We start from the raw sequence: 19,820 nt of genomic DNA, 5'->3' as shown, positions 1-19,820 counted from the left end.
GGTTGGCACAGCATGAAAGAGCAATTTTATATCCTGATTCTGCTATTTATCTACCGGCTGTTCTGGGGCTACTTCATGTACAAATTCATTAAAAGCGCCGTCGTTCCGGTACTGCTGCGTTATCCGGATGCGGATGCCGGCGGCAGTAGCATAGGCAGGCTGCTGTATTATATTGAGGGGCAGACTGCACTGCACACGGACCCGGACGTCCGGCAATGGCTATGGCTGCTCCTGGCACTGACTCTGTTGCGGCTGCTGCTCTCCCCCTTTATCCGGGCGGGCCTGCTGCACGAGCTACACCAGGAACGTGCCGGGGAGCGCGGACTGTTCTTTTTTCCCGGGATGAAGCGTTATGGGCTGCCTGTCCTGCTGTTCAGTCTCGTTGAATGGGCGCTGGCACTTCTGCCGCTCTATTGGCTGCTGCCGAAGATGTACCGTCTGCTTCTGAACGGCATTCTCGATTATCCGCTGCTGCTGACGCTCGTGCCTTATGTGCTGGGCTGGCTCATCTACCTCTTCCTTATCCGCAAGCTGCTGCTGTATATGCAGTTCGGTTATACTGCAGGCACGGGCATGTTCACTTCGCTGCTGATCTGTCTGAAAGTCCTTTTGCACTCCATCGGGATATCCGTCATTATAGGCGCAGGAAGTCTGGTGACGCTGTTCCTCTGCGGCGCTGCAGCGCTCTTCTGTCCCGGTCTCCCGGCCCTGCTCCTGCGCCAGGCAGCCCCGCTGCCATCCACTCTGTTCAAAATGTGGGGCATAGCCGCGCAGTATCATCTCTGGTCCAGTAAATCATTCCCACAATAATCGGCCGCCAAAACGGCATACTAAAAGAGTCATCGCCCCTCTGGTGAGGTGCATGACTCTTTTTTGTTTACAGCTGCGATAAGTGCATTTGCAAAACTGTAAATCCTCTGGTACAATGATGCCTGTACTACTAGTAACAAATTTGTAATCTTTCAAATGGAATTAAGCAGCTATGTAACCGAAGCCTTTAATCTTATGTCGATATGTCACTATTCTGGTGCACAAAACGCCGAATTCCCTGCACCGGGGAGTGGGGGAACCATATTTTGGGTGAATTGATCTCGCTTTAGAGGGATCATAGGGGAACCTTCTACCGAATCCTTAAGCTAACCTCGCAGGCCTTGGAAGGAGTACATCTTTTGAGAAGTCAGAACTTTAAGAAGAAATGCACCGCAGCAGCGCTGGGTCTTGTGATGGTATTCACACTTGGAGCAGGCAGCGCTTTCGCAGATTCCAAAATGGATACTGTGATCTCAAAAACCATTGGAACGTCATATAAAACCGGGGGCACCAGCACCAGCGGCTTTGATTGTTCCGGATTCACCAAATACGTATTCAAGAGTATCGGCCTTACCTTGCCGCGCACCTCTAAGGCACAGTTCAGCGTTGGAACAGCCGTATCCAAGAGTAATTTGCGTTCCGGTGATTTGGTATTCTTCAATACCCTGGGCAACGGAGTTTCCCATGTCGGTATTTATGTCGGCAATGGCAAATTCGCACAATCCTCCACTTCGCGTGGTGTAACCATCAGTTCGATGAGTCAGGCATACTGGGCCAACCGCTACGTTGGCGCTAAAAGAGTGATGAGCACAACAGCCTACCAAGCTGTCGCTTACGATTGAACCCTTGAACATTTCCTCGAATATTCGTACCTCTAACAACTAAATGTAACTTATACGAGCCCGGTTTTGATTATTGCCGTAATCATTTCCGGGTTTTTCCTTTTCCTTATTCTACCTTTTACACTCATCTGCAGGCCCTGAAACACCTTTTTATCCCAAATCCAAAGAAAAATTCATCAATAGCTCACCTGCTGCGTAAATATGAGTCTTTCTATGCAGCTATAACTCTAAAAAACGCAAAAAAAATGCATTAATATGTTATAAGTGATTGCCAAGCGCCCTAGTCTTTGCTACAATTATCGCAGTGAGCTTTTAGTAACATTTTTGTAATTATTGAATCGCTTTTAACAAAGGTTTTGTCATGTATTGAATAACAGCTAATCCTAATCAACAGTCGTGCCGAGTTCCCTAAAGATTTAGGGAAACGGGGGAACCAACTTTGGGTGAATTGACCTCCTATTCTAAGAGGGGTCATAGGGGACCTTCAACCGAACCCTTAAGCTAACCTCGTAGGCATTTGGAAGGGGTATTTACTTTTGAAGAAGAAGCTAGCAGCCGCAGTACTAAGCTTTTCCATCATCTTCACCATTGGAGCAGGAAGCGCTTTCGCGGATTCCAAAATGGATAAAGTTATCGACAAAGCCATCGGGACCAAATACGTATCCGGCGGTGTATCCACGAACGGTTTTGATTGCTCCGGATTTACAATGTATGTTTTTGATAAGATCGGCATTAACCTGCCTCACCAATCCGGTTCCCAATATCAGATGGGCACTGCTGTATCCCGCGATGAGATGAGACCGGGCGATCTTGTATTCTTCAATACAAGCGGCAAAGGCATTTCCCATGTCGGTATTTATGTTGGTGACGGTGAGTTCGCACATGCTTCTTCCTCGCGTGGTGTAACCATCAGTTCGCTGAGTGACAGCTACTACGTCAACCGCTACGTTGGCGCCAAACGGATTATGAGTACAGATGCTTACAAGACTGTGGCTGCGGATTCCGAAGACAATGACGATGTGCAATAATTTGTCCTAATATAAGCGCTTTTCCAGGATTTTTGCCGAAATCTTGGAGGAGGGCTTATTTTTTTGTCTATAAAATTACTTACCCCGCTCTATATTTGTAAAACACCAATTTCGCTCTTTCATAAAATATTTTTTGGCGTTTGTCAAGTTCCGGTCTTTCTGCAAGGTTTTTGCGTCGAATCCGGCTCGTTTTGTATATAATATTTATAGAATGAAGTAATGTCCCCTTGAAAGGAGGCCTCTGCTTATGATAAGTTCCCCGGTAACTTTTTATGTTGTTCCTATGGAGTCGCGGCATGCTGCTGAGATCTGTGAGTGGAACTACAGGCCCCCGTATAATATTTACGGCTGGATGCCCTGGGAGCAGATGCAGGCGCTCGGTGTTGAATTCGGTGATCCGCAGCTGCGCAGTGAGCAATACGTTTCTGTTGTGAATGGACAGGGAATCCTGTGCGGCTTCGCCCAGCTGTTCCCTATGGAGGGTGTAGTCCGGCTTGGAATCGGCATGCGGCCCGATCTGTGCGGTCATGGCATGGGACATCTCTTCATGAAGGCCATCGTTCAGGCGGCGCTGCAGCGTTATCCGGAACGGGAGATCGATTTGGAGGTACTGACCTGGAATCAGCGGGCCATCCGTGCTTACCAGAAATGCGGATTTACCATAACGGATACTTATGAACGCAGAACCCCAACTGGCGATAAACCATTTTATTGTATGGTCTATGAGAAATAGCATTCCACTTCTGTATGTTTGCAAATTTTCCAGGAGTTTCGTTCATTTTTTTGACACAAATACTATGATAACGCTTCACCATCCGGTATAATGAAGGAAGCAGCTTACATGGAGGGACGGATGCAGATGCAGAAATGGATCATGAGCGGTTTGTTTTTTGCCGCCTGTGCCTTTGCCGTGGTCTTAATGTTTACCCTGCCCGGCAAAGCCGAGGTGGCTGAAGAGAACAAACCTACAATGCCTGAGGTTGTGCTGGACGCTACCAGCGCGGAGGCCCTGGTGAAAGCCAACTGCATCACCTGCCACGGGGATCAGCTTCAGGGCGGTGTAGGGCCGAACCTGCAGCAGGAGGGCGCACAGCATGACGCGGCACAGATTTACAGCATTGTGACCAAAGGCCGCGGGCAGATGCCTTCCTTCAAAGACAAACTAGCCCCTGAGGAAATTGCGAATGTCGCGTTATGGCTGGCTGAGAAGAAATAATAACATGCCCAAAGCAAAATGCCCGCTGCAAAGGATACCCTGGTATCCCTGCACGGGCATTTTTATGGATTAAGCGGTACTGTCGTTTCCATAAGGATCCTGTCCTCTAACGGTTTTTCTCAAAAGCCTCGTTGATTTCATTGGCCTGGCGTATATCCAGTTTCTCCACGTCTGCAGGCAGACGCAGGATAACGGTCTTGTAATCAATGGTGATATGCGGGTGATGGTCGAACGCTTCCGAGATCGCAGCAACATCATCCACAAAAGCAATTCCCTTCATATATTCATTGAACATATATTTGCGCACCATAATATCCTCTTCCAGTTTCCAGCCTTCCAGCTTGCCGATCTGCTCCCGCAGTTCTTCCTCTGTAAATGGCAATTTGTTTCCTCCCTTGCTTAATTAGCTGTATCACAGCAGTCCTGTCTTTCAAATAAAACATCCCTCAGCTTCTTAAAGTCCAAGGGATGTGCCGGTTCAAAGATTTTTTTCGATTTAATGTATTCTTAAATCCCGGCGAATAGTACTTCTCATCCCAATTTTAACATGGGCTGATGCCTGGGACAAACTCTGCTCCGCAGCTGCCTCCGGGCTACACCAGAACGACCGACGCCAAATCCTCGTCGCCGAGCAGAATATTGATGCGGTGCGTTTCTTTATCGTACATTACAACCCCGCTTCCGACCTTAATCACCGGCTCATTGCCCAGTGCGTAGAACAGATCCTCCGCAAGCGCCTCCCAGACCTCCAGCTTCGACTCCTCCGGCAGGTTCTCCCACTCCTCAGGCTCCATTTCGAAAAAAATATACCCGTCGGAAATCCGTCCGACTGCGCCTGTCAGTTCAACCAGAATTTCACTGTAATCTCTGCCATGCTTAACTCCCACGTCAATCACTCCGTTTTCTTCGCTGATGAATAATAACTTACCTTATCCATTATAGCCGAAAAAATCACTTCACAAAAAAGGGAATGCTGTCGATAAATAAGAATATACGTGATTTGGTTACGTGCAGAGTGTCCTCCCGCGGTTCAAGGATGATAAACGCGGTATAGTCGGATCACTTCTTAATTCTCATGGACGAGGTGCATAAATGGAAATTTCAACAATACTAGGACTGGTTTTTGGTCTGATCGCAGTAGTCTGGGGGATGGTACTCAAGCATGCTCCGCTTGAAAGCTTGAACAATCCCGCCGCCTATGTAATTATCTTTCTTGGTACGGCCGCCTCAATCTTCATGGCCTTTCCCATGTCGGAAGTCAAGAATTTCCCTAAGCTGCTGAAGATCCTATTTGTGAAGAAAAAGATGGTCGGCAAGCCCGAACTGATTACAATGTTCATGGAATGGGCATCCATCACCCGCCGTGAAGGACTGCTTGCACTGGAATCCAATGTCGATGAAATCGAAGATAATTTCCTTAGAAACGGTATGCGGATGATTATCGACGGCAATGACCAGGAATTTGTCCGCGATGTCTTAATGGAAGATATTCACGCTACAGAAGATAGACATAAAGCCGGCGCATTAATCTTCTCCCAGGCCGGGATGTACGCACCTACACTGGGGGTACTCGGGGCTGTTATCGGGCTGATTGCCGCCTTGGGGGATATGAGCAATATGGATGTCCTGGCCCACGCGATTGCCGGAGCCTTCATCGCTACTCTGCTGGGGATATTCACCGGTTATGTAATGTGGCATCCTATGGCCAACAAGTTAAAACGAATTTCCAAACGCGAGATTGAAGTCCGCCTGATGATGGTAGAAGGTCTGTTGTCCATCCAGTCCGGGGTCTCCACCATTGCTATCAATCAGAAGCTTTCCGTCTTCCTTACTCCGTCCGAACGCGCCAAGCTGAGTGAGAAGGAGGGTGCTTCGAATGAGCAAAAAGACTAGGCATGAGGAGCACGAAGAGCATGCCGATGAGTCCTGGCTGCTGCCCTATTCCGATCTGATGACCCTGTTGGTTGCTCTATTCCTGGTTATGTATGCCATGAGTGCTACGGACGCCCAGAAGTTTGAGCAAATGGCCCAGGCGTTCAATTCAGCGCTCAGCGGCGGTGGCGGCGTACTGGAATTCCGCTCGGATTCACCTACGAGTACTCAACTTGACCAAGGCAATAAGGATAAAATGAATAGTGTTATAGATAAAAATACAGGCACCGCCGAGATCTCCAAACTTCGTGCCAAAGAACAGGAGGATCTGGAGAAGCTTAAGGAGCAATTCGATCAGTACATCAAGAATAACGGAATGACTGATCTGCTCAGTACGAAGCTGAATCAGTCCCAGTTAATGATTACGATCAGCGACAACGCCTTATTTGCTTCGGGACAGGCTATGGTCAAGGATGACTCCCGCCAGCTGGCCAAGTCAATCTCGACGATGCTGCAGCAGTTTCCCGATTATGATATATTAGTGCAGGGACATACGGATAATATTCCTATCTCCAATAGCAGCTACTCCTCCAACTGGGATCTTAGCGTGGCCCGTGCCCTTCAATTCATGAAGATCCTGCTGCTTAACCCCAATCTGGACCCGGTCAAGTTCAGTCCGATCGGATACGGGGAATATCATCCCATCGCTGAGAATACGACTGCCGCCGGACGCGCCAAGAACCGTCGTGTAGAAGTCTCCGTTCTCCGCAAATACAAAGATGCAACAACAGAAACTACTGATGTTGCCGCTCCCGGTAAATAATGCGAATATATTATAGCTTATCAAGTAATAAGAGCTGTTCCCGGGCCATTATTCGGCCTTCAGGAACAGCTCTTTGTTTGATTGCTTATTATCTAAAGCTTACTGTAGCTCATAGTTCAGCATAGCTCCAAGCTCCTGCTTCTCCTGCGGTGACAGATCACGCCATTCCCCGGTCTGCAGGGCACCCAGCCGGATGTTCATTACCCGGATGCGCTGCAGACGCCGCACTTCATAGCCAAACGCGCTGCACATGCGGCGGATCTGCCGGTTCTTGCCCTCGGTAAGAATAATCCGGAATACCCGCTCGCTGATCCGTGTTACCTCACAAGGTAGCGTTCTGCTGCCCAGAATCTTCACCCCGGTGGCCATGCCCGTAAGGAAAGATTGCGTGACTGGCCTGTCCACGGTAACTACATACTCCTTCTCATGTCTGCCTTCAGCACGCAATATTTTGTTCACAATGTCCCCGTCATTCGTCAGCAGAATTAATCCCTCAGAATCCTTGTCGAGCCGTCCGATAGGGAAAATACGTTCTTCATGTCCGATGAAATCAACTATATTCCCCTGAATATGGCCTTCTGTAGTAGATGTGATGCCTACCGGCTTATTAAGTGCGATGTAAACGATCCTGCTGCCTGTTTCCAGGCGTTTGCCGTCGATCAGCACCGTATCTCCGGCTTCTGCCTGACTGCCCAGCAGAGCGGTCTCACCGTTGATGGTGACTCTTCCCCCTTCCACCAGCTTGTCTGCTTCACGGCGCGAACAGTACCCTGTCTCACTGATGAACTTATTAATTCTCATGTCTGTCATTCACTCCGTTCTATATACATGCCTGACGGAAGGTTATTCTCCCCGGCTTCAGGCAGCTTAATGGTCACCTGCGCACCCCGTCCATACTCACTGCGGATCTCGAGACTGCCCTTATGGGCTTGTATAATACGCTGGCTGACCATGAGTCCAAGCCCGGTCCCTGACTCTTTATTCGTGAAGAACGGCTCGCCCAGCTTAGGAAGCATATCCTCCGGAACCCCTCCGCCTTCATCAGAAACAACAATAACCACAGAATTATTCTGCTGCTGCTCCTCCAGGGTAATCGTCCCTCCGTCAGGCATAGCCTCAATCGCATTTTTGATTACATTAATGAATACCTGCTTCAGCTGGTTCTCCTCACAGTGCACCATAGCCGGCACATCCGAGAAATACGTTACAAACTCTATGCCAAAAAGATGGGCTTGGCTATCCAGCAGAGAGATTACGTCGCCGACAATATGCCGCAGATCCCTCAACTGAAAATGAACGGCCTGCGGCTTGGCCAGGATCAGGAACTCACTTACAATCAGATTGATCCGGTCCAGCTCCGAGAGCATAAGATCAATATGCAGCGGAACCAGAACCTTCTTCTCCTGCTGCAGCTGCAGGAAACCTCTCAAGGTGGTCAGGGGATTGCGGATCTCATGGGCAACTCCGGCTGCCAGCTGGCCGACCGTAGTCAGCTTCTCAGAGCGTCTGAGCAGCTCTTCAATCCGGTTGCGCTCAGTCATATCACGGGATACATGTACAAAAGACTGCGGCTGCCCTTCCTCATCCCGGATCACCGAGGTGCTCACACTGACTTCTACGATAGAGCCGTCACGTTTCAGTCGTACGGTCTCTACCGGAGGCAGAGACATTCCGTTCTTGAGCTGCCGCAAACGGACATCTTCCTGCTCCTGTACTGTAGCCGGCACCAGATAAGGCGTCTTGACCAGCGCTTCCGCTGCACTCCATCCATAGAGCTCTTCAAAGGCTCTGTTCGTGCTTATAATCCTGCCATCCATATCCACAGTGTGGATCGCATCCGAGGTGCCGTTAATTACCGACTCCAGATGCTCTTTAACCGCCCGGTTCTCTTCCAGCGTCTGACCCAGCCGGTTCGTGTGCTGCAGCAGGTGGGAGGTCATCGCGTTGATCCGGTGGGCCAGCTGTCCGAGCTCATCCCGGCTCTCTACATTTAATGGAGGCTCGAATTTGCCCTTGGCCACATCATTCACCTTAGCCAGTATATCCTGAATCGGCCGCGTGACGAAGCCGGCCATAATATAACTGGCCAGGAAAAAGATAATAAGCAACAGCACGGACGTGGTGATATTATTGAACAGCTGCTCTTTAATTACGGATGAGATCAGCGAGTAATCCATAACCACAGTAATTACATAATCGTCGGCTCCCGGCTGTTTGATTGGAATGAAGCTCTTGAGCACTCTTTTGCCCAGAACCTCTGTATCCAGCGTTACCGGCTCACCCCCGTTGATCGCTTCCCGTATTGCCGCCTTATCCTGTGCAACGTTGCCGTACGTATACGTACCGTAATGAATAGGGCGGTTGCGCAGCTTCACATTAATCGGGTCACTGCCATCGGGCAGCATGCTGGGCGATCCGAACGTTTTGGGATTAAAGCCTGTAATCTCCAGGATGCCGGGGTTCACGGCTTTGGAGTCCTGAATAATTTCGTCAGGTCCCATAATCTTGACGTAATCGCTTACGGCAGTACTGCGGATATAAGGATCTATGATATAGTTGCTGGTGCCATCATAATAGTAACCCCATTTATCAATGTACTCGGGATTTGAGGTTGAATATTCGAAAGGGCCGGACCAGAAATTATCCATCGTCTGCCCCTGGTCAACGGATACCCGCTGGCCTGCAAACAACTCCAAAAAAGCCACATACCAGTACCCCATGCCTTTGGTCGAGAGTCCGATCTCTGTGGGATCTGATGACTTGGCTACAACAATATCATTATCAGTCTTGACCAGAAGCGAGATATTAGACACGCCCAGCTTGATGGCCAAGGCCTGCAGCTCCCTATTGTCCACATTCTTGATATCCGGGTCAAGCTCAAGCGAAGCCAGAATAGAGGTCATCCTCAGGTTCTGGGCAATTTTATGCTGCACATAGTTGGAACTATAACTGCTCTGCTCAACCGAAACAGCGATCTGCATGGCAGTTATCTTCATATTACTCAGACTTTCATTACGCAGATTATTCCGGACGGCATATAGGTTAAGTGTAAGATTCAGCGTCAGGATTAAGAGTACCGAGCCGAAAATAATAGCCGATAATTTCGTTTTTATAGACAAGCGTATTGTTCACCTCTTACCGCTGGTAAATCCTAGCGGAGCATTCATAATTATCATACCTTTTGCCTCTCCATTTGAAAAGACATTTCAAACAGGGATAACCTGGGGAACATATTGAATTATTCAGACACTTTCTCTACAATAAGTAGGAAACCATCCACAGGTTATGCACATATAAACATTTTGCTAAATCGCGATGTGTACAATTTTGTGCATAAGTCGGGCTTTATCCACAGAGTTGTCCACAATTTGTTAAGAACGAATATTTGTTCGTTGTACAAGGGGCTATTTTAGAAGGGAAGATGAACTTGAATACACGACTTGAAGAGTTGCCGCCAGACGAGCGGGCAATTCATGAATATTGGATGAACGAGGCAATAGGCGAAGCCCGCAAAGCAGAAGCACTGGGTGAAGTGCCGATCGGGGCAGTGGTTGTCCGTGAAGGTAAAATTATCGGGCGCGGCTACAATCTGCGTGAGACCACGCTCGATTCCACTGCCCATGCGGAGATGGTTGCCATCCGTGAAGCGAGTACGGCCCTTAATTCCTGGCGTCTGCTCGACTGCCAGCTCTACGTGACCCTGGAGCCCTGTCCCATGTGTGCAGGAGCCATGGTGCAGGCCAGAGTCCCGCTCACCGTGTATGGTACTCCTGATCCCAAAGCCGGCTGTGCAGGGACTCTGATGAACCTGCTGGAGGAATCGCGTTTTAACCACCGTACAGAGGTCATCCAGGGTGTGCTGCAGGAAGAATGCGCAGAGCTGCTGACCTCGTTCTTCCGCCGGCTGCGGCAAAGACCCGCCAAGCTCTAATGAAACGAATCAGCTATACCATTCTATTGTGACCAGGAGGACGATCCATGTCTATTAAGCTGTACAATACGCCGCAGGGAATCTATATCTCTTTGCTGAAGCTCACGGATGCCGAAGCGCTGCTTAACCTCCGTCACCGCAACCGCAAGGAGCATCAGCAGTTCGAACCCCTCCGCGACAATGACTACTTCACCCTGGAGACCCAGCGGCAGCTGATTAACCAGCGCATCCTGGATGCCCGGCAGGATAGTGCTTATATGTTCGGCATCTATCTGCTCAGCGGCGAGCTGATTGGCCAGATTACCATTTCTAACGTGGTACGGGGTGTCGGACAATTTGCCGATATCGGATATTTTATTGATTATGATATGCAGGGTAAAGGGTATACCAGCGCAGCGGTGCATCTGATCCTGGGCTATGCCTTCCGCTCCCTCGGCCTTCACAGGCTGCAGGCGGCTATCCTGCCTCATAATGACGGCTCCCGCAGAGTCCTGGAGAAGAACGGCTTTCAGGCTGAAGGGCTTGCCCGCCGCTTCATCAAAATCAACGGAGAATGGCAGGACCACCGCACTTACGCCATTCTGGCTGAAGATTTTCTTCCACAGGAGCAATAGCCTGATCTGCCGGAGCCGCCGGCAAGCAGCACAAAAATCCCGTATGAGCGGAGGTTCGCTTATACGGGATTTCTGTGTTGCTGCATTATTTATTAATAAGTGCCTGTGGCTCCGAACTGCTGCTGCAGCTCTTCCAGTGTAATCACATCTTCGCCTTGCGGAATTCCGATCTGGAAGGTTTGTTTCTCATTGATCTTGCTGTATTGATTGCTAGCGGTCATAGACAGCGCAACATTCTCACCTTGTTCAGGATCATTCACTTTGATATCCATAAGCATATCCTGATACACCGGGAAGTTATCGTCATTGATCGCCGTGTTAAGATGGAACTGGTTAATCGTCAGATGCGTGTTCAGCTCAGCCAGATCCTTATCGAATTCAGCGCGTGCTTCACTGGACTGCAGCTCTTCCTTCGCTTTAGCCAAGTCGGCAGCATCGATCTTCAGCAATTCCTTGTATTCATCCTTGCCGAGAATATCGATGATCTTAGGCAGCGCATTGTTCACCAGGATGGTGAGCGCCTCTTTGACATTATCATTCGTTACCTGGAACTGGACAACCTGTTTGGCTTCAACCCCTTCAGGCAGGCCGGCTTCCTTAGGTTTGATTTCGTTAAAATACTTCTCTTCGTCATACTCACCCAGTAATGTGTTCATCACTTCATTAGACAGCTTCTGCACTTTCTGCGTGTCCATAGCCGAAGGGTTGAATTCAGCCCCCTCCTGCTCGGCCAGTTCCTTCAGATCCACTTCAACAAATTTACCTACGATTGTCTCGGGAAGCGGCAGGAACGGAATGGACGGCACTTTGACATACAGCTTCTCTGCTGTCATTACCATCGGCACCGTGAAGGACATCGCCATATCCCCCTTCAGATTCAGAACCATTGTAAGCTCTGTCTGCATCGGCTCTGCCTGGTAGACTCCATCAACTGTAAGCTCAGCATTCTTAAGCATGCTGAGAATTTGACCCGTTGTAGCATCAGCTTCGCTTGTACCTGTGTCGATCGTCAGGTCATTAACGGTAAGCTTCGTCTTCATTTCATACGATGTCATCGCCGCAACTTTATTTGCAGCAGCGGACAGTGCCTCTTTCGGTGCCTCTTTCTTTGCACACCCCGGCAGAATTACTGCGGCGGTGAGCAGCAATGCGGCAGCGGATAACCCCCATTTTTTATTCATTATTGTTCTCCTCTCCCATGTGAAAAATTCTTTCCCCTCCCTAATGATAAACCATTTGGCAAATATGAGAAACATTTCTCTCCATTTTCATCTCAGGCTAGGGTTAGCCCTGAGGATTATTATGGTCAACATGGTTTGCCTGTTTTACCTTTTTTGAACCGGACAACGGCTCAGGACCTGATGAATGATGTTCCTTGCGCGGCCCCTGATTATCCTGCTGTACACCGGGTACCGGCATGCTTTTTGGTTTGCTCATCTTGTTCGCCTCCTATGGATTGGTTAAGCCCTGAAGCGCCTGCGCGCACTCATGAATCTGCCTTGTATACTGCTGCGCCAAAAGCTGTACAGCATCCCTACGCTCATCCGCAACGCGCCCGTCCTGCTCCGCGTCGAGCAGGTTCACAGCAACCTCACGGCTATCCACATAAGTGCAGCGGAAATCGAGGGAATACCCTTGACGCCCGGCTGCATTGAAATGAATGAGCAGACTGTTCTGGTCCGCGGCATCCCCCTGCACGCTAAAGCTGTCCCCATCCTCCATCAGTGCAGGCAGACGCTCCTGCCAGGCAGACACCAGACTCTGCTGATCTACTTGTAATTGTCGGTCCATCTTTATGATCATCCTCCTTCTCTAATACATTGCCGAGAAAGAGAGCTTTTTATTCTCTTTGGATCATGTTCCATCCAAAAGAATCCCCTGAGTACAACAAAAAACCGTCCCCCATAAGGAGAACGGCTTCTATCTGCAAATCTTTGAGTGTAAAGGAATGGCGGAGAGGATGGGATTCGAACCCATGTGGGCTTGCACCCTAACGGTTTTCAAGACCGCCCCGTTATGACCGCTTCGGTACCTCTCCAATGCATCAAAATTTCACATGCATTAGGAATTATATCACACCAACCAAATAATATGCAACTATAATTATTGAACAGTTTGTGCGCTTATGGATTTGACATTACGCATATACGGCTGCAGGCATTCCGGAATCAGAACACTGCCGTCTTCCTGCTGGTAATTCTCCAGAATAGCCGCTACCGTACGGCCTACGGCCAGCGCAGAACCATTCAGCGTATGCACGAATTCCGGCTTGGACTTGGGCTCTTTGCGGAAGCGGATATTGGCCCGGCGGGCCTGGAAATCCTCGGTGTTGGAGCAGGAGGAAATTTCGCGGTACATTCCGCTCTCCGGCAGCCACACCTCCAGGTCATACGTCTTCGCCGATGTGAAGCCCATATCTGCCGTACACAGCAGCAGGACGCGGTAAGGCAGTCCCAGGAGCTGTAGGACGCGTTCAGCATCGGCTGTCATCTTCTCCAGCTCCTCATAGGAGGTCTCCGGACTGGCAAGCTTCACAAGCTCCACCTTATTGAACTGATGCTGGCGGATCAGACCGCGGGTATCACGTCCCGCAGAACCGGCCTCCGAACGGAAGCAAGAGCTGTAGGCTACATGGTACTTCGGCAGATCACCAGCCGTCAGAATCTCTTCTCGGTAGTAGTTCGTTACAGGCACTTCTGCTGTAGGGATCAGATAATATTCTGTATCACGCAGCTTGAACAGATCCTCTTCGAACTTCGGCAGCTGTCCTGTTCCATACAGGCTGTCCTTGTTGACAATGTACGGCGGCAGCATCTCTTCATAGTTATGCTCTCCGCTGTGCAGATCCATCATGAAGTTGATTAGAGCGCGCTCCAGTCTTGCTCCCAGCCCTTTGTAGAAGGCGAACCGGGAACCCGTAACCTTGGCTGCCGCTTCAAAATCAATGATATCCAGCTGCTGCGCCAGCTCCCAGTGTGATTTCGGAGTGAATCCGAACTCTCTAGGCTCCGACCAGCGGCGTACTTCAACATTGTCCTCCTCGGACTTGCCAACCGGCACCGATTCATGCGGAATGTTCGGAATGCTCATGGTCAATTCATCAATCTTAACTTCGAGCTCGCGTACTTCATCGTCCAGCTCTTTGATCCGGTCGGAAACCGTACGCATTTCTGCGATCAAATCATCGGCCGGTTCTCCATTTTTCTTCTTCTTCGCTACATCTCCAGATACGGTGTTCCGGCGGTTCTTAAGTCCCTCTGTTTCCTGAAGCAGCTCACGGCGGCGCAGATCAAGCTGCGGGAAGCCGGCAATCAAATCGAGCGACTTTCCTCTTTTGGTAAGGGCCTCTTCTACTCTGGCATAATCACTACGCAACACTTTAACATCTAACACAAAGTTTCCCTCCTGAAAACAGCCCAAACTCTTTCAAAATGCTGATTTGTTTACAGCTTTGAAAGAGTCAGGATGTTTTATATGCAGTTCTATTGATTGGCTGCGATACTGTCCTCTACCATGTCGGCAAAATATTGATGCAGCCTGTAATCATCAGTCAGTTCCGGGTGAAAAGAGGATACCAGCAGGTTGCCCTGACGTGCAGTTACAATCTCATCCTTATAGATGGTAAGCACATCGACATCCGGACCCACCTCGTTAATGAGCGGAGCACGGATAAATACCGCACGTACCGGCTCAGCAATCCCTTTAACCTCCAGATCACATTCAAAGCTTTCCCGCTGGCGGCCAAAGGCATTCCGGGCAACGGTAATATCCATCAGCTCCAGATGACCGGGTTCACCTCCGGCAATGTGCTTGGCCAGGACAATCATGCCGGCGCAGGTACCAAAAATCGGCTTACCTTGACCCGCAAACTCACGTATAGCTTCTATAAAGCCATATTTGCGCATCAGTTTGCCGATGGTCGTGCTCTCGCCGCCGGGAATAATCAGTCCCTCTACCTCTTCCAGCTGCTCTACACGCTTGATAGGCAGACCCTGCGCACCTGTCTTCTCAATACTGACAATATGCTCTGTTACAGCGCCCTGCAGCGCCAACACTCCTATTCTCATCCGGAAGCCTTCTCTCTATTAACGGCCGCGTTCCGACATACGTTCAGCCGGAGTCAAAGTGGCAATATCAATCCCCTTCATCGGGGCGCCAAGGTTCTTCGACACTTCAGCAATCAGCTTGTAGTCTGTAAAGTGGGTGGTCGCTTCTACAATGGCACGGGCGAATTTCTCAGGGTTGTCCGACTTGAAGATACCCGAGCCGACAAACACGCCGTCAGCACCAAGATGCATCATGAGCGCGGCATCGGCAGGCGTAGCTACACCGCCGGCAGCGAAGTTAACGACAGGTAATTTGCCAAGCTGATGAACTTCCAGCAGCAGCTCATAAGAAACGCCAAGTATCTTAGCTTCATTATAAAGCTCATCAAGCGAGAGGTTCGTCACTTTGCGGATTTGACTGTTTATGTAGCGCATGTGGCGGACAGCTTCAACGATGTTGCCTGTCCCCGGCTCACCCTTGGTACGGATCATCGAAGCTCCTTCGTTAATCCGGCGCAGGGCTTCCCCAAGATCCTTGGCTCCGCATACAAAAGGAACGGTGAATTCGTGTTTATTGATATGAAACACTTCATCTGCCGGCGTGAGCACTTCGCTCTCATCCAGATAGTCAACACCGAGGGATTCAAGAACCTTGGCTTCTACATAATGGCCAATACGGGCTTTAGCCATAACAGGAATGCTCACTACCTTGATAACTTCTTCTACAATAGTAGGATCGGCCATACGTGCTACACCACCCGCTGCGCGGATATCGGAAGGTACACGTTCCAGAGCCATAACGGCTACTGCGCCCGCTGCCTCGGCAATTTTTGCCTGCTCTGCATTCATGACGTCCATAATGACGCCACCCTTTTGCATTTCTGCCATGCCTCTTTTAACTCGCGATGTTCCTGTTTCCATGTCTAAGCCTCCCGAATGATCTAACCTAATCTAACTTGTAATTTTACCGCAAGGCGGTGATATATACAACCTATTTACTGGGATTTTGTCGTAATGCTGGCATTAGACTGCCGTGCGGTTAGAACAAGTTCTTAATTCCTGTAAACAGGTCGCCAAAAAATTCTCCGATTGCTCTCATCAGCAGTTTGAACCAGCCAGCCTTCTCTGCTTCCTCAGCAGTAATCAGGTTAACCGTCTTCTCCTGAGCCTGAGACATTCCTTCGATCTGGTAGGTATAAGTGACCTTACCTACTTTGCTGGCTCCGGCAATCGGCGCGATCAAAGTTGCCGGATCGTTCGTCACCACTGTAGTTTTGATCTGTGGAGAAACCGTACCCTTTGGTACCATGAACGTAACTCCCGCATCCGTCACAACAGGTACATCTTTATTCTTCCCTTTGAGTACAGGCACCGTTTCAGTACCGGCGATGACAGCCTTAGGCGCTACAACCTGCTTAATCTCAAAATTGTTGAAGCCGAAATCAAGCACCTTCTTCGTTTCCGTGAAACGGTGTGCTTCTGAGTTGGCCCCCATGACTACGCTGATCAGACGCATGCCATCACGAACGGCCGTACCTGTGAAACAGTTGCCGGCATTGGTGGTATGTCCAGTCTTCAATCCGTCGAGACCCGGATAGGCATAGGCTTTGAAATTAGCAATATCCTTGTTGGCTTCCAGCATCCAGTTATAATTAATCATCGGTTTCGCGTCACGTTCACGGAACTTGTAGGACTGAATTGTCGTGAACTCAGTGAAATCCGGATGGTCGGTAACAATAAACTTAGCGAGCAGGGCAGCATCCATAGCGGACATTAACGTTTCGCCTTCAGCCTCCGGACGGAATTTCTCCGGCATATCAGCCCGGTCAAGCCCTGTGGAGTTAATGAAATGGGCAGTCTTCATCCCCATCTTCTTAGCGGTTTCGTTCATTAGGGTTACGAATTCCTGCTCAGAACCCGACACCAGTTCAGCCAAAGCTACCGTGGCATCATTGGCTGAACCAACGGCCATGGCTATGTAAAGTTCTTTGACGGTATGTTCATCGCCCTCGGCTAAGAAAATACGCGACCCGATCTGCTTCGACGCATTCTCCTGCACAACAACTTTCTCATCCCAGGATATCTGTCCGTTCTTCACCGCATCAGACACGAGATATTCTGTCATCATCTTCGTCATACTTGCCGGCGGCAATGGCTCGTCCGCATTCAAAGACAACAGGATCTCTCCTGTGGTCGGCTCTATTAATACTGCAGATTTCAGATTAAGTCCCAGTGACTCCACGCTTGGAATCTTGGTTACTGCCGTTTTGGCAGGTGTTGCCGCTGTCGATGGAGCCGCTGTCTCTGTTGCAGCCGGTGTGCTTACCGCCTCTGCCATGGCAGACGCTGCCGGGAATGCTAGCATATTTAAAAGCAGACCTACTGTCGCTGTCTTCATCACAAGTTGCTTACTACTTAGTTTCCGCTTGTACTTCAATGATTAACTCTCCTTTAATCCTCAGATCAGTGCTTGTTCTATTCTAACACAGGGGTATCTGCAAAAAAAGACAGGCAGGACGAATTTAGTCCTGCCTGTCCGCAAAAATATGCGATTCTTCCCGGTTTACAGGGAATAGTTCGGCGCTTCTTTGGTAATCTGTACATCATGCGGGTGACTTTCACGAAGTCCCGCACCTGTGATACGGATAAATGAGGTGTCGTTACGCAGTTCCTCTAATGTCTTCGTACCGCAGTAACCCATACCTGAACGCAATCCGCCGATCAGTTGATGAACGGTATCGGACAACGGCCCTTTAAATGCAACCCGGCCTTCAATTCCTTCAGGAACGAGCTTCTTATCATCATCCTGGAAGTAACGGTCTTTACTGCCCTGCTTCATGGCGCTCATGCTGCCCATTCCGCGGTATACCTTGTATTTACGACCCTGATAAATTTCCGATTCCCCAGGGCTCTCTTCCGTACCGGCGAACAAACTGCCCATCATCACTGCAGCGGCTCCGGCAGCAATTGCCTTGGTGATCTCTCCGGAGTACTTAATTCCCCCGTCAGCTATAACTGGAATCCCGTATTCGCGGGCAACCGTTGCACAATCATAGATTGCTGTAACCTGCGGAACGCCGATACCTGCAATTACGCGGGTTGTACAAATCGATCCGGGTCCAATACCGACCTTGACTACGGATGCTCCGGCTTCAATTAATTCACGGGTAGCTTCACCTGTAGCTACATTACCAGCCACAATAGTAAGATCAGGATACAATTCGCGCAGCTGGCGGACCGCGTCGATAATATTAATATGGTGTCCGTGTGCCGAATCCACTGTGATAAGGTCAACACCGGCTTTTACCAATGCCTCTGTGCGTTCTAATGTATCCTTAGAAATACCGATCGCAGCTCCAACAAGCAGACGGCCTTGAGCATCCTTGGCCCCGTTAGGGAACTGGATAGCTTTCTCTATATCTTTAATAGTAATGAGACCTTTAAGAATATTGTGCTCATCCACCAGCGGCAGCTTCTCAATCTTGTGACGTTGAAGGATGCCTTTCGCTTCCTGAAGGGTTGTACCTACAGCAGCGGTAACCAGATTCTCATGAGTCATAACTTCTTTGATCTGAATATTGAAATCGTGGATAAAACGCAAATCACGGTTAGTCAGAATACCAACAAGCTTACCGCCTTCATCTACGATAGGTACACCTGAAATGCGGTATTTCCCCATCAGAACTTCAGCATCGGATACCCAGTGGTCTGGCGTAAGTGAGAATGGATTGGTAATAACGCCGCTCTCGGAGCGCTTCACACGGTCCACCTCTTCCGCCTGCTGCTCCACGGACATATTCTTATGAATGATGCCGATCCCGCCCTCACGGGCAATAGCAATCGCCATAGCTGCTTCCGTGACTGTATCCATACCTGCACTCATCAAAGGGATGTTCAGCTTCACATTCTTGCTAAGTACAGTGGTTAAATCCACTTCCTTAGGCAGTACCTCGGATTTACGCGGAACCAGCAGCACATCATCAAAAGTGAATCCTTCTTTACCAAACTTATCTTCCCACACCTGGGTCATTCCTCCTCGAAATATTCTTTTCTCCACCTGTCTGCCAACTTATGAATAAAAAAACTCCTGCTTCAAGTCCATACCCGATAGACAGCGGTAGAGGCTTGGGAGTTATACATAATAGTGTCTTCAGTTAAGGTTTGAGATGCTTGTCCAAAAATATATTAGAGCTATCTTAGCAAAGGGCTTTTGGCCTGTCAAGAATATTACATCTTCTGATAAGGTATTAAGAAATCTTGCTCCGGGTAAGCGAATTCTTGGACTAAAGTCCGTGTGCAGTGGACAGATTATATAATCATCCATAATTTAACACCCTAACGTCTATGCATTGTCCATGTATAAAAGTATACAAAAAAGCCATTGTCGATTGCTCAACAATGGCTTCATGTGCTTGGCAACGTCCTACTCTCCCAGGACCCTTCGGTCCAAGTACCATCGGCGCTGGAGGGCTTAACGGTCGTGTTCGGGATGGGTACGCGTGGAACCCCTCCGCTATCGCCACCAAACATGCGTCTGTGAAACAGACGCTGCCGCTTGAAATTCGGTTCATCACGGATGTGTGAATGAACTTCATTGCGTACAGGCTTGATCGCCTGAAAACTGAATCCGAAACGAAT

21 protein-coding genes, 1 tRNA gene, 1 rRNA gene and 2 riboswitches are annotated in these 19,820 nt (G+C 49.4%); of the genes, 9 read left to right on the top strand and 14 right to left on the bottom strand.

Annotated elements, in window-relative coordinates; all coding sequences use genetic code 11:
- Window positions 1–12: 12 nt before the first annotated feature.
- The 5 genes from NSQ73_RS30710 (at window position 13) to NSQ73_RS30690 (ending at window position 3,896) form a co-directional block, all read left to right on the top strand.
- Complete coding sequence (locus tag NSQ73_RS30710) at window positions 13–810, top strand: hypothetical protein (protein ID WP_340989948.1); 798 nt, start codon at window positions 13–15, stop codon at window positions 808–810.
- Between the two features lie 217 nt (window positions 811–1,027).
- Window positions 1,028–1,166: riboswitch (cyclic di-AMP (ydaO/yuaA leader) on the top strand.
- A gap of 57 nt (window positions 1,167–1,223) precedes the next feature.
- Entirely contained in the window at window positions 1,224–1,652 is a 429-nt protein-coding gene (locus NSQ73_RS30705; RefSeq protein WP_340990711.1) for a C40 family peptidase, read from the top strand.
- 387 nt (window positions 1,653–2,039) lie between these two features.
- A riboswitch (cyclic di-AMP (ydaO/yuaA leader) is annotated at window positions 2,040–2,183 on the top strand.
- A gap of 5 nt (window positions 2,184–2,188) precedes the next feature.
- Window positions 2,189–2,680 carry a C40 family peptidase gene (locus tag NSQ73_RS30700; protein WP_171717584.1) on the top strand — a complete coding sequence of 164 codons (492 nt, stop codon included), beginning with the start codon at window positions 2,189–2,191 and terminating at the stop codon, window positions 2,678–2,680.
- Window positions 2,681–2,927: 247 nt separating this feature from the next.
- Window positions 2,928–3,413, top strand: a complete 486-nt coding sequence (locus tag NSQ73_RS30695) for a GNAT family N-acetyltransferase (RefSeq protein WP_042132717.1) — start codon at window positions 2,928–2,930, stop codon at window positions 3,411–3,413.
- Between the two features lie 126 nt (window positions 3,414–3,539).
- A complete protein-coding gene (locus NSQ73_RS30690) occupies window positions 3,540–3,896 on the top strand; it encodes a c-type cytochrome (protein ID WP_039303895.1) in 357 nt (118 codons plus the stop codon).
- Window positions 3,897–4,002: 106 nt separating this feature from the next.
- Here NSQ73_RS30690 and NSQ73_RS30685 read toward each other — a convergent pair whose 3' ends face one another.
- On the bottom strand, window positions 4,003–4,278 hold the full coding sequence (locus NSQ73_RS30685) for a 4a-hydroxytetrahydrobiopterin dehydratase (protein WP_171717585.1): 276 nt from the start codon (window positions 4,276–4,278) through the stop codon (window positions 4,003–4,005).
- Window positions 4,279–4,489: 211 nt separating this feature from the next.
- Window positions 4,490–4,783 carry a hypothetical protein gene (locus tag NSQ73_RS30680; RefSeq protein ID WP_039303858.1) on the bottom strand — a complete coding sequence of 98 codons (294 nt, stop codon included), beginning with the start codon at window positions 4,781–4,783 and terminating at the stop codon, window positions 4,490–4,492.
- Between the two features lie 205 nt (window positions 4,784–4,988).
- On the opposite strand from NSQ73_RS30680, the gene motA reads away from it, so the two are divergent.
- Both motA and motB read left to right on the top strand, forming a co-directional pair.
- On the top strand, window positions 4,989–5,789 hold the full coding sequence (gene motA / locus NSQ73_RS30675; RefSeq protein ID WP_039303855.1) for a flagellar motor stator protein MotA: 801 nt from the start codon (window positions 4,989–4,991) through the stop codon (window positions 5,787–5,789).
- Complete coding sequence (gene motB / locus NSQ73_RS30670; protein ID WP_042132714.1) at window positions 5,773–6,591, top strand: flagellar motor protein MotB; 819 nt, start codon at window positions 5,773–5,775, stop codon at window positions 6,589–6,591. Before motA ends, motB begins: the two co-directional genes overlap by 17 nt.
- A gap of 99 nt (window positions 6,592–6,690) precedes the next feature.
- Here the strand turns inward: motB and rluF are convergent, their stop codons facing one another.
- Both rluF and NSQ73_RS30660 read right to left on the bottom strand, forming a co-directional pair.
- On the bottom strand, window positions 6,691–7,392 hold the full coding sequence (gene rluF, locus NSQ73_RS30665) for a 23S rRNA pseudouridine(2604) synthase RluF (protein ID WP_042132713.1): 702 nt from the start codon (window positions 7,390–7,392) through the stop codon (window positions 6,691–6,693).
- A gap of 5 nt (window positions 7,393–7,397) precedes the next feature.
- On the bottom strand, window positions 7,398–9,710 hold the full coding sequence (locus tag NSQ73_RS30660; protein ID WP_171717587.1) for an ATP-binding protein: 2,313 nt from the start codon (window positions 9,708–9,710) through the stop codon (window positions 7,398–7,400).
- 308 nt (window positions 9,711–10,018) lie between these two features.
- Between NSQ73_RS30660 and tadA the strand changes: the two genes are divergently transcribed.
- Window positions 10,019–10,522 (top strand): tRNA adenosine(34) deaminase TadA, encoded by a 504-nt coding sequence (gene tadA / locus NSQ73_RS30655; RefSeq protein WP_268794628.1) that lies wholly within the window; start codon window positions 10,019–10,021, stop codon window positions 10,520–10,522.
- Window positions 10,523–10,569: 47 nt separating this feature from the next.
- A complete protein-coding gene (locus tag NSQ73_RS30650; protein WP_340989944.1) occupies window positions 10,570–11,136 on the top strand; it encodes a GNAT family N-acetyltransferase in 567 nt (188 codons plus the stop codon).
- 92 nt (window positions 11,137–11,228) lie between these two features.
- Here NSQ73_RS30650 and NSQ73_RS30645 read toward each other — a convergent pair whose 3' ends face one another.
- The 10 genes from NSQ73_RS30645 to rrf all read right to left on the bottom strand — a co-directional run bounded on the left by NSQ73_RS30645 (window position 11,229) and on the right by rrf (window position 19,709).
- A complete protein-coding gene (locus tag NSQ73_RS30645; RefSeq protein ID WP_042132709.1) occupies window positions 11,229–12,317 on the bottom strand; it encodes a DUF6612 family protein in 1,089 nt (362 codons plus the stop codon).
- Window positions 12,318–12,420: 103 nt separating this feature from the next.
- Complete coding sequence (locus NSQ73_RS30640) at window positions 12,421–12,573, bottom strand: small acid-soluble spore protein P (RefSeq protein WP_042132708.1); 153 nt, start codon at window positions 12,571–12,573, stop codon at window positions 12,421–12,423.
- Window positions 12,574–12,585: 12 nt separating this feature from the next.
- Window positions 12,586–12,927 carry a hypothetical protein gene (locus tag NSQ73_RS30635; protein ID WP_042132707.1) on the bottom strand — a complete coding sequence of 114 codons (342 nt, stop codon included), beginning with the start codon at window positions 12,925–12,927 and terminating at the stop codon, window positions 12,586–12,588.
- A gap of 158 nt (window positions 12,928–13,085) precedes the next feature.
- Window positions 13,086–13,174: transfer RNA gene (locus NSQ73_RS30630), tRNA-Ser, on the bottom strand.
- A 65-nt stretch (window positions 13,175–13,239) separates the two neighbouring features.
- Complete coding sequence (gene serS, locus NSQ73_RS30625; RefSeq protein ID WP_340989942.1) at window positions 13,240–14,529, bottom strand: serine--tRNA ligase; 1,290 nt, start codon at window positions 14,527–14,529, stop codon at window positions 13,240–13,242.
- An 89-nt stretch (window positions 14,530–14,618) separates the two neighbouring features.
- Window positions 14,619–15,203: a pyridoxal 5'-phosphate synthase glutaminase subunit PdxT gene (pdxT, locus tag NSQ73_RS30620; RefSeq protein ID WP_171717591.1), complete on the bottom strand. Its 585-nt coding sequence runs from the start codon at window positions 15,201–15,203 to the stop codon at window positions 14,619–14,621.
- Between the two features lie 18 nt (window positions 15,204–15,221).
- On the bottom strand, window positions 15,222–16,103 hold the full coding sequence (gene pdxS / locus NSQ73_RS30615; RefSeq protein WP_171717592.1) for a pyridoxal 5'-phosphate synthase lyase subunit PdxS: 882 nt from the start codon (window positions 16,101–16,103) through the stop codon (window positions 15,222–15,224).
- Window positions 16,104–16,221: 118 nt separating this feature from the next.
- Window positions 16,222–17,580 (bottom strand): D-alanyl-D-alanine carboxypeptidase family protein, encoded by a 1,359-nt coding sequence (locus NSQ73_RS30610; protein WP_171717593.1) that lies wholly within the window; start codon window positions 17,578–17,580, stop codon window positions 16,222–16,224.
- Between the two features lie 165 nt (window positions 17,581–17,745).
- Window positions 17,746–19,203: an IMP dehydrogenase gene (guaB, locus tag NSQ73_RS30605; protein ID WP_042241251.1), complete on the bottom strand. Its 1,458-nt coding sequence runs from the start codon at window positions 19,201–19,203 to the stop codon at window positions 17,746–17,748.
- A gap of 389 nt (window positions 19,204–19,592) precedes the next feature.
- Window positions 19,593–19,709 (bottom strand): 5S ribosomal RNA (rrf, locus tag NSQ73_RS30600).
- Window positions 19,710–19,820: the final 111 nt, after the last annotated feature.

The sequence above is a fragment of the Paenibacillus sp. FSL R10-2736 genome (assembly GCF_038000245.1).
Classification (GTDB): Bacteria; Bacillota; Bacilli; order Paenibacillales; family Paenibacillaceae; genus Paenibacillus_AQ; species Paenibacillus_AQ phytohabitans.
This window is presented reverse-complemented; position numbering and strand designations above follow the sequence as displayed.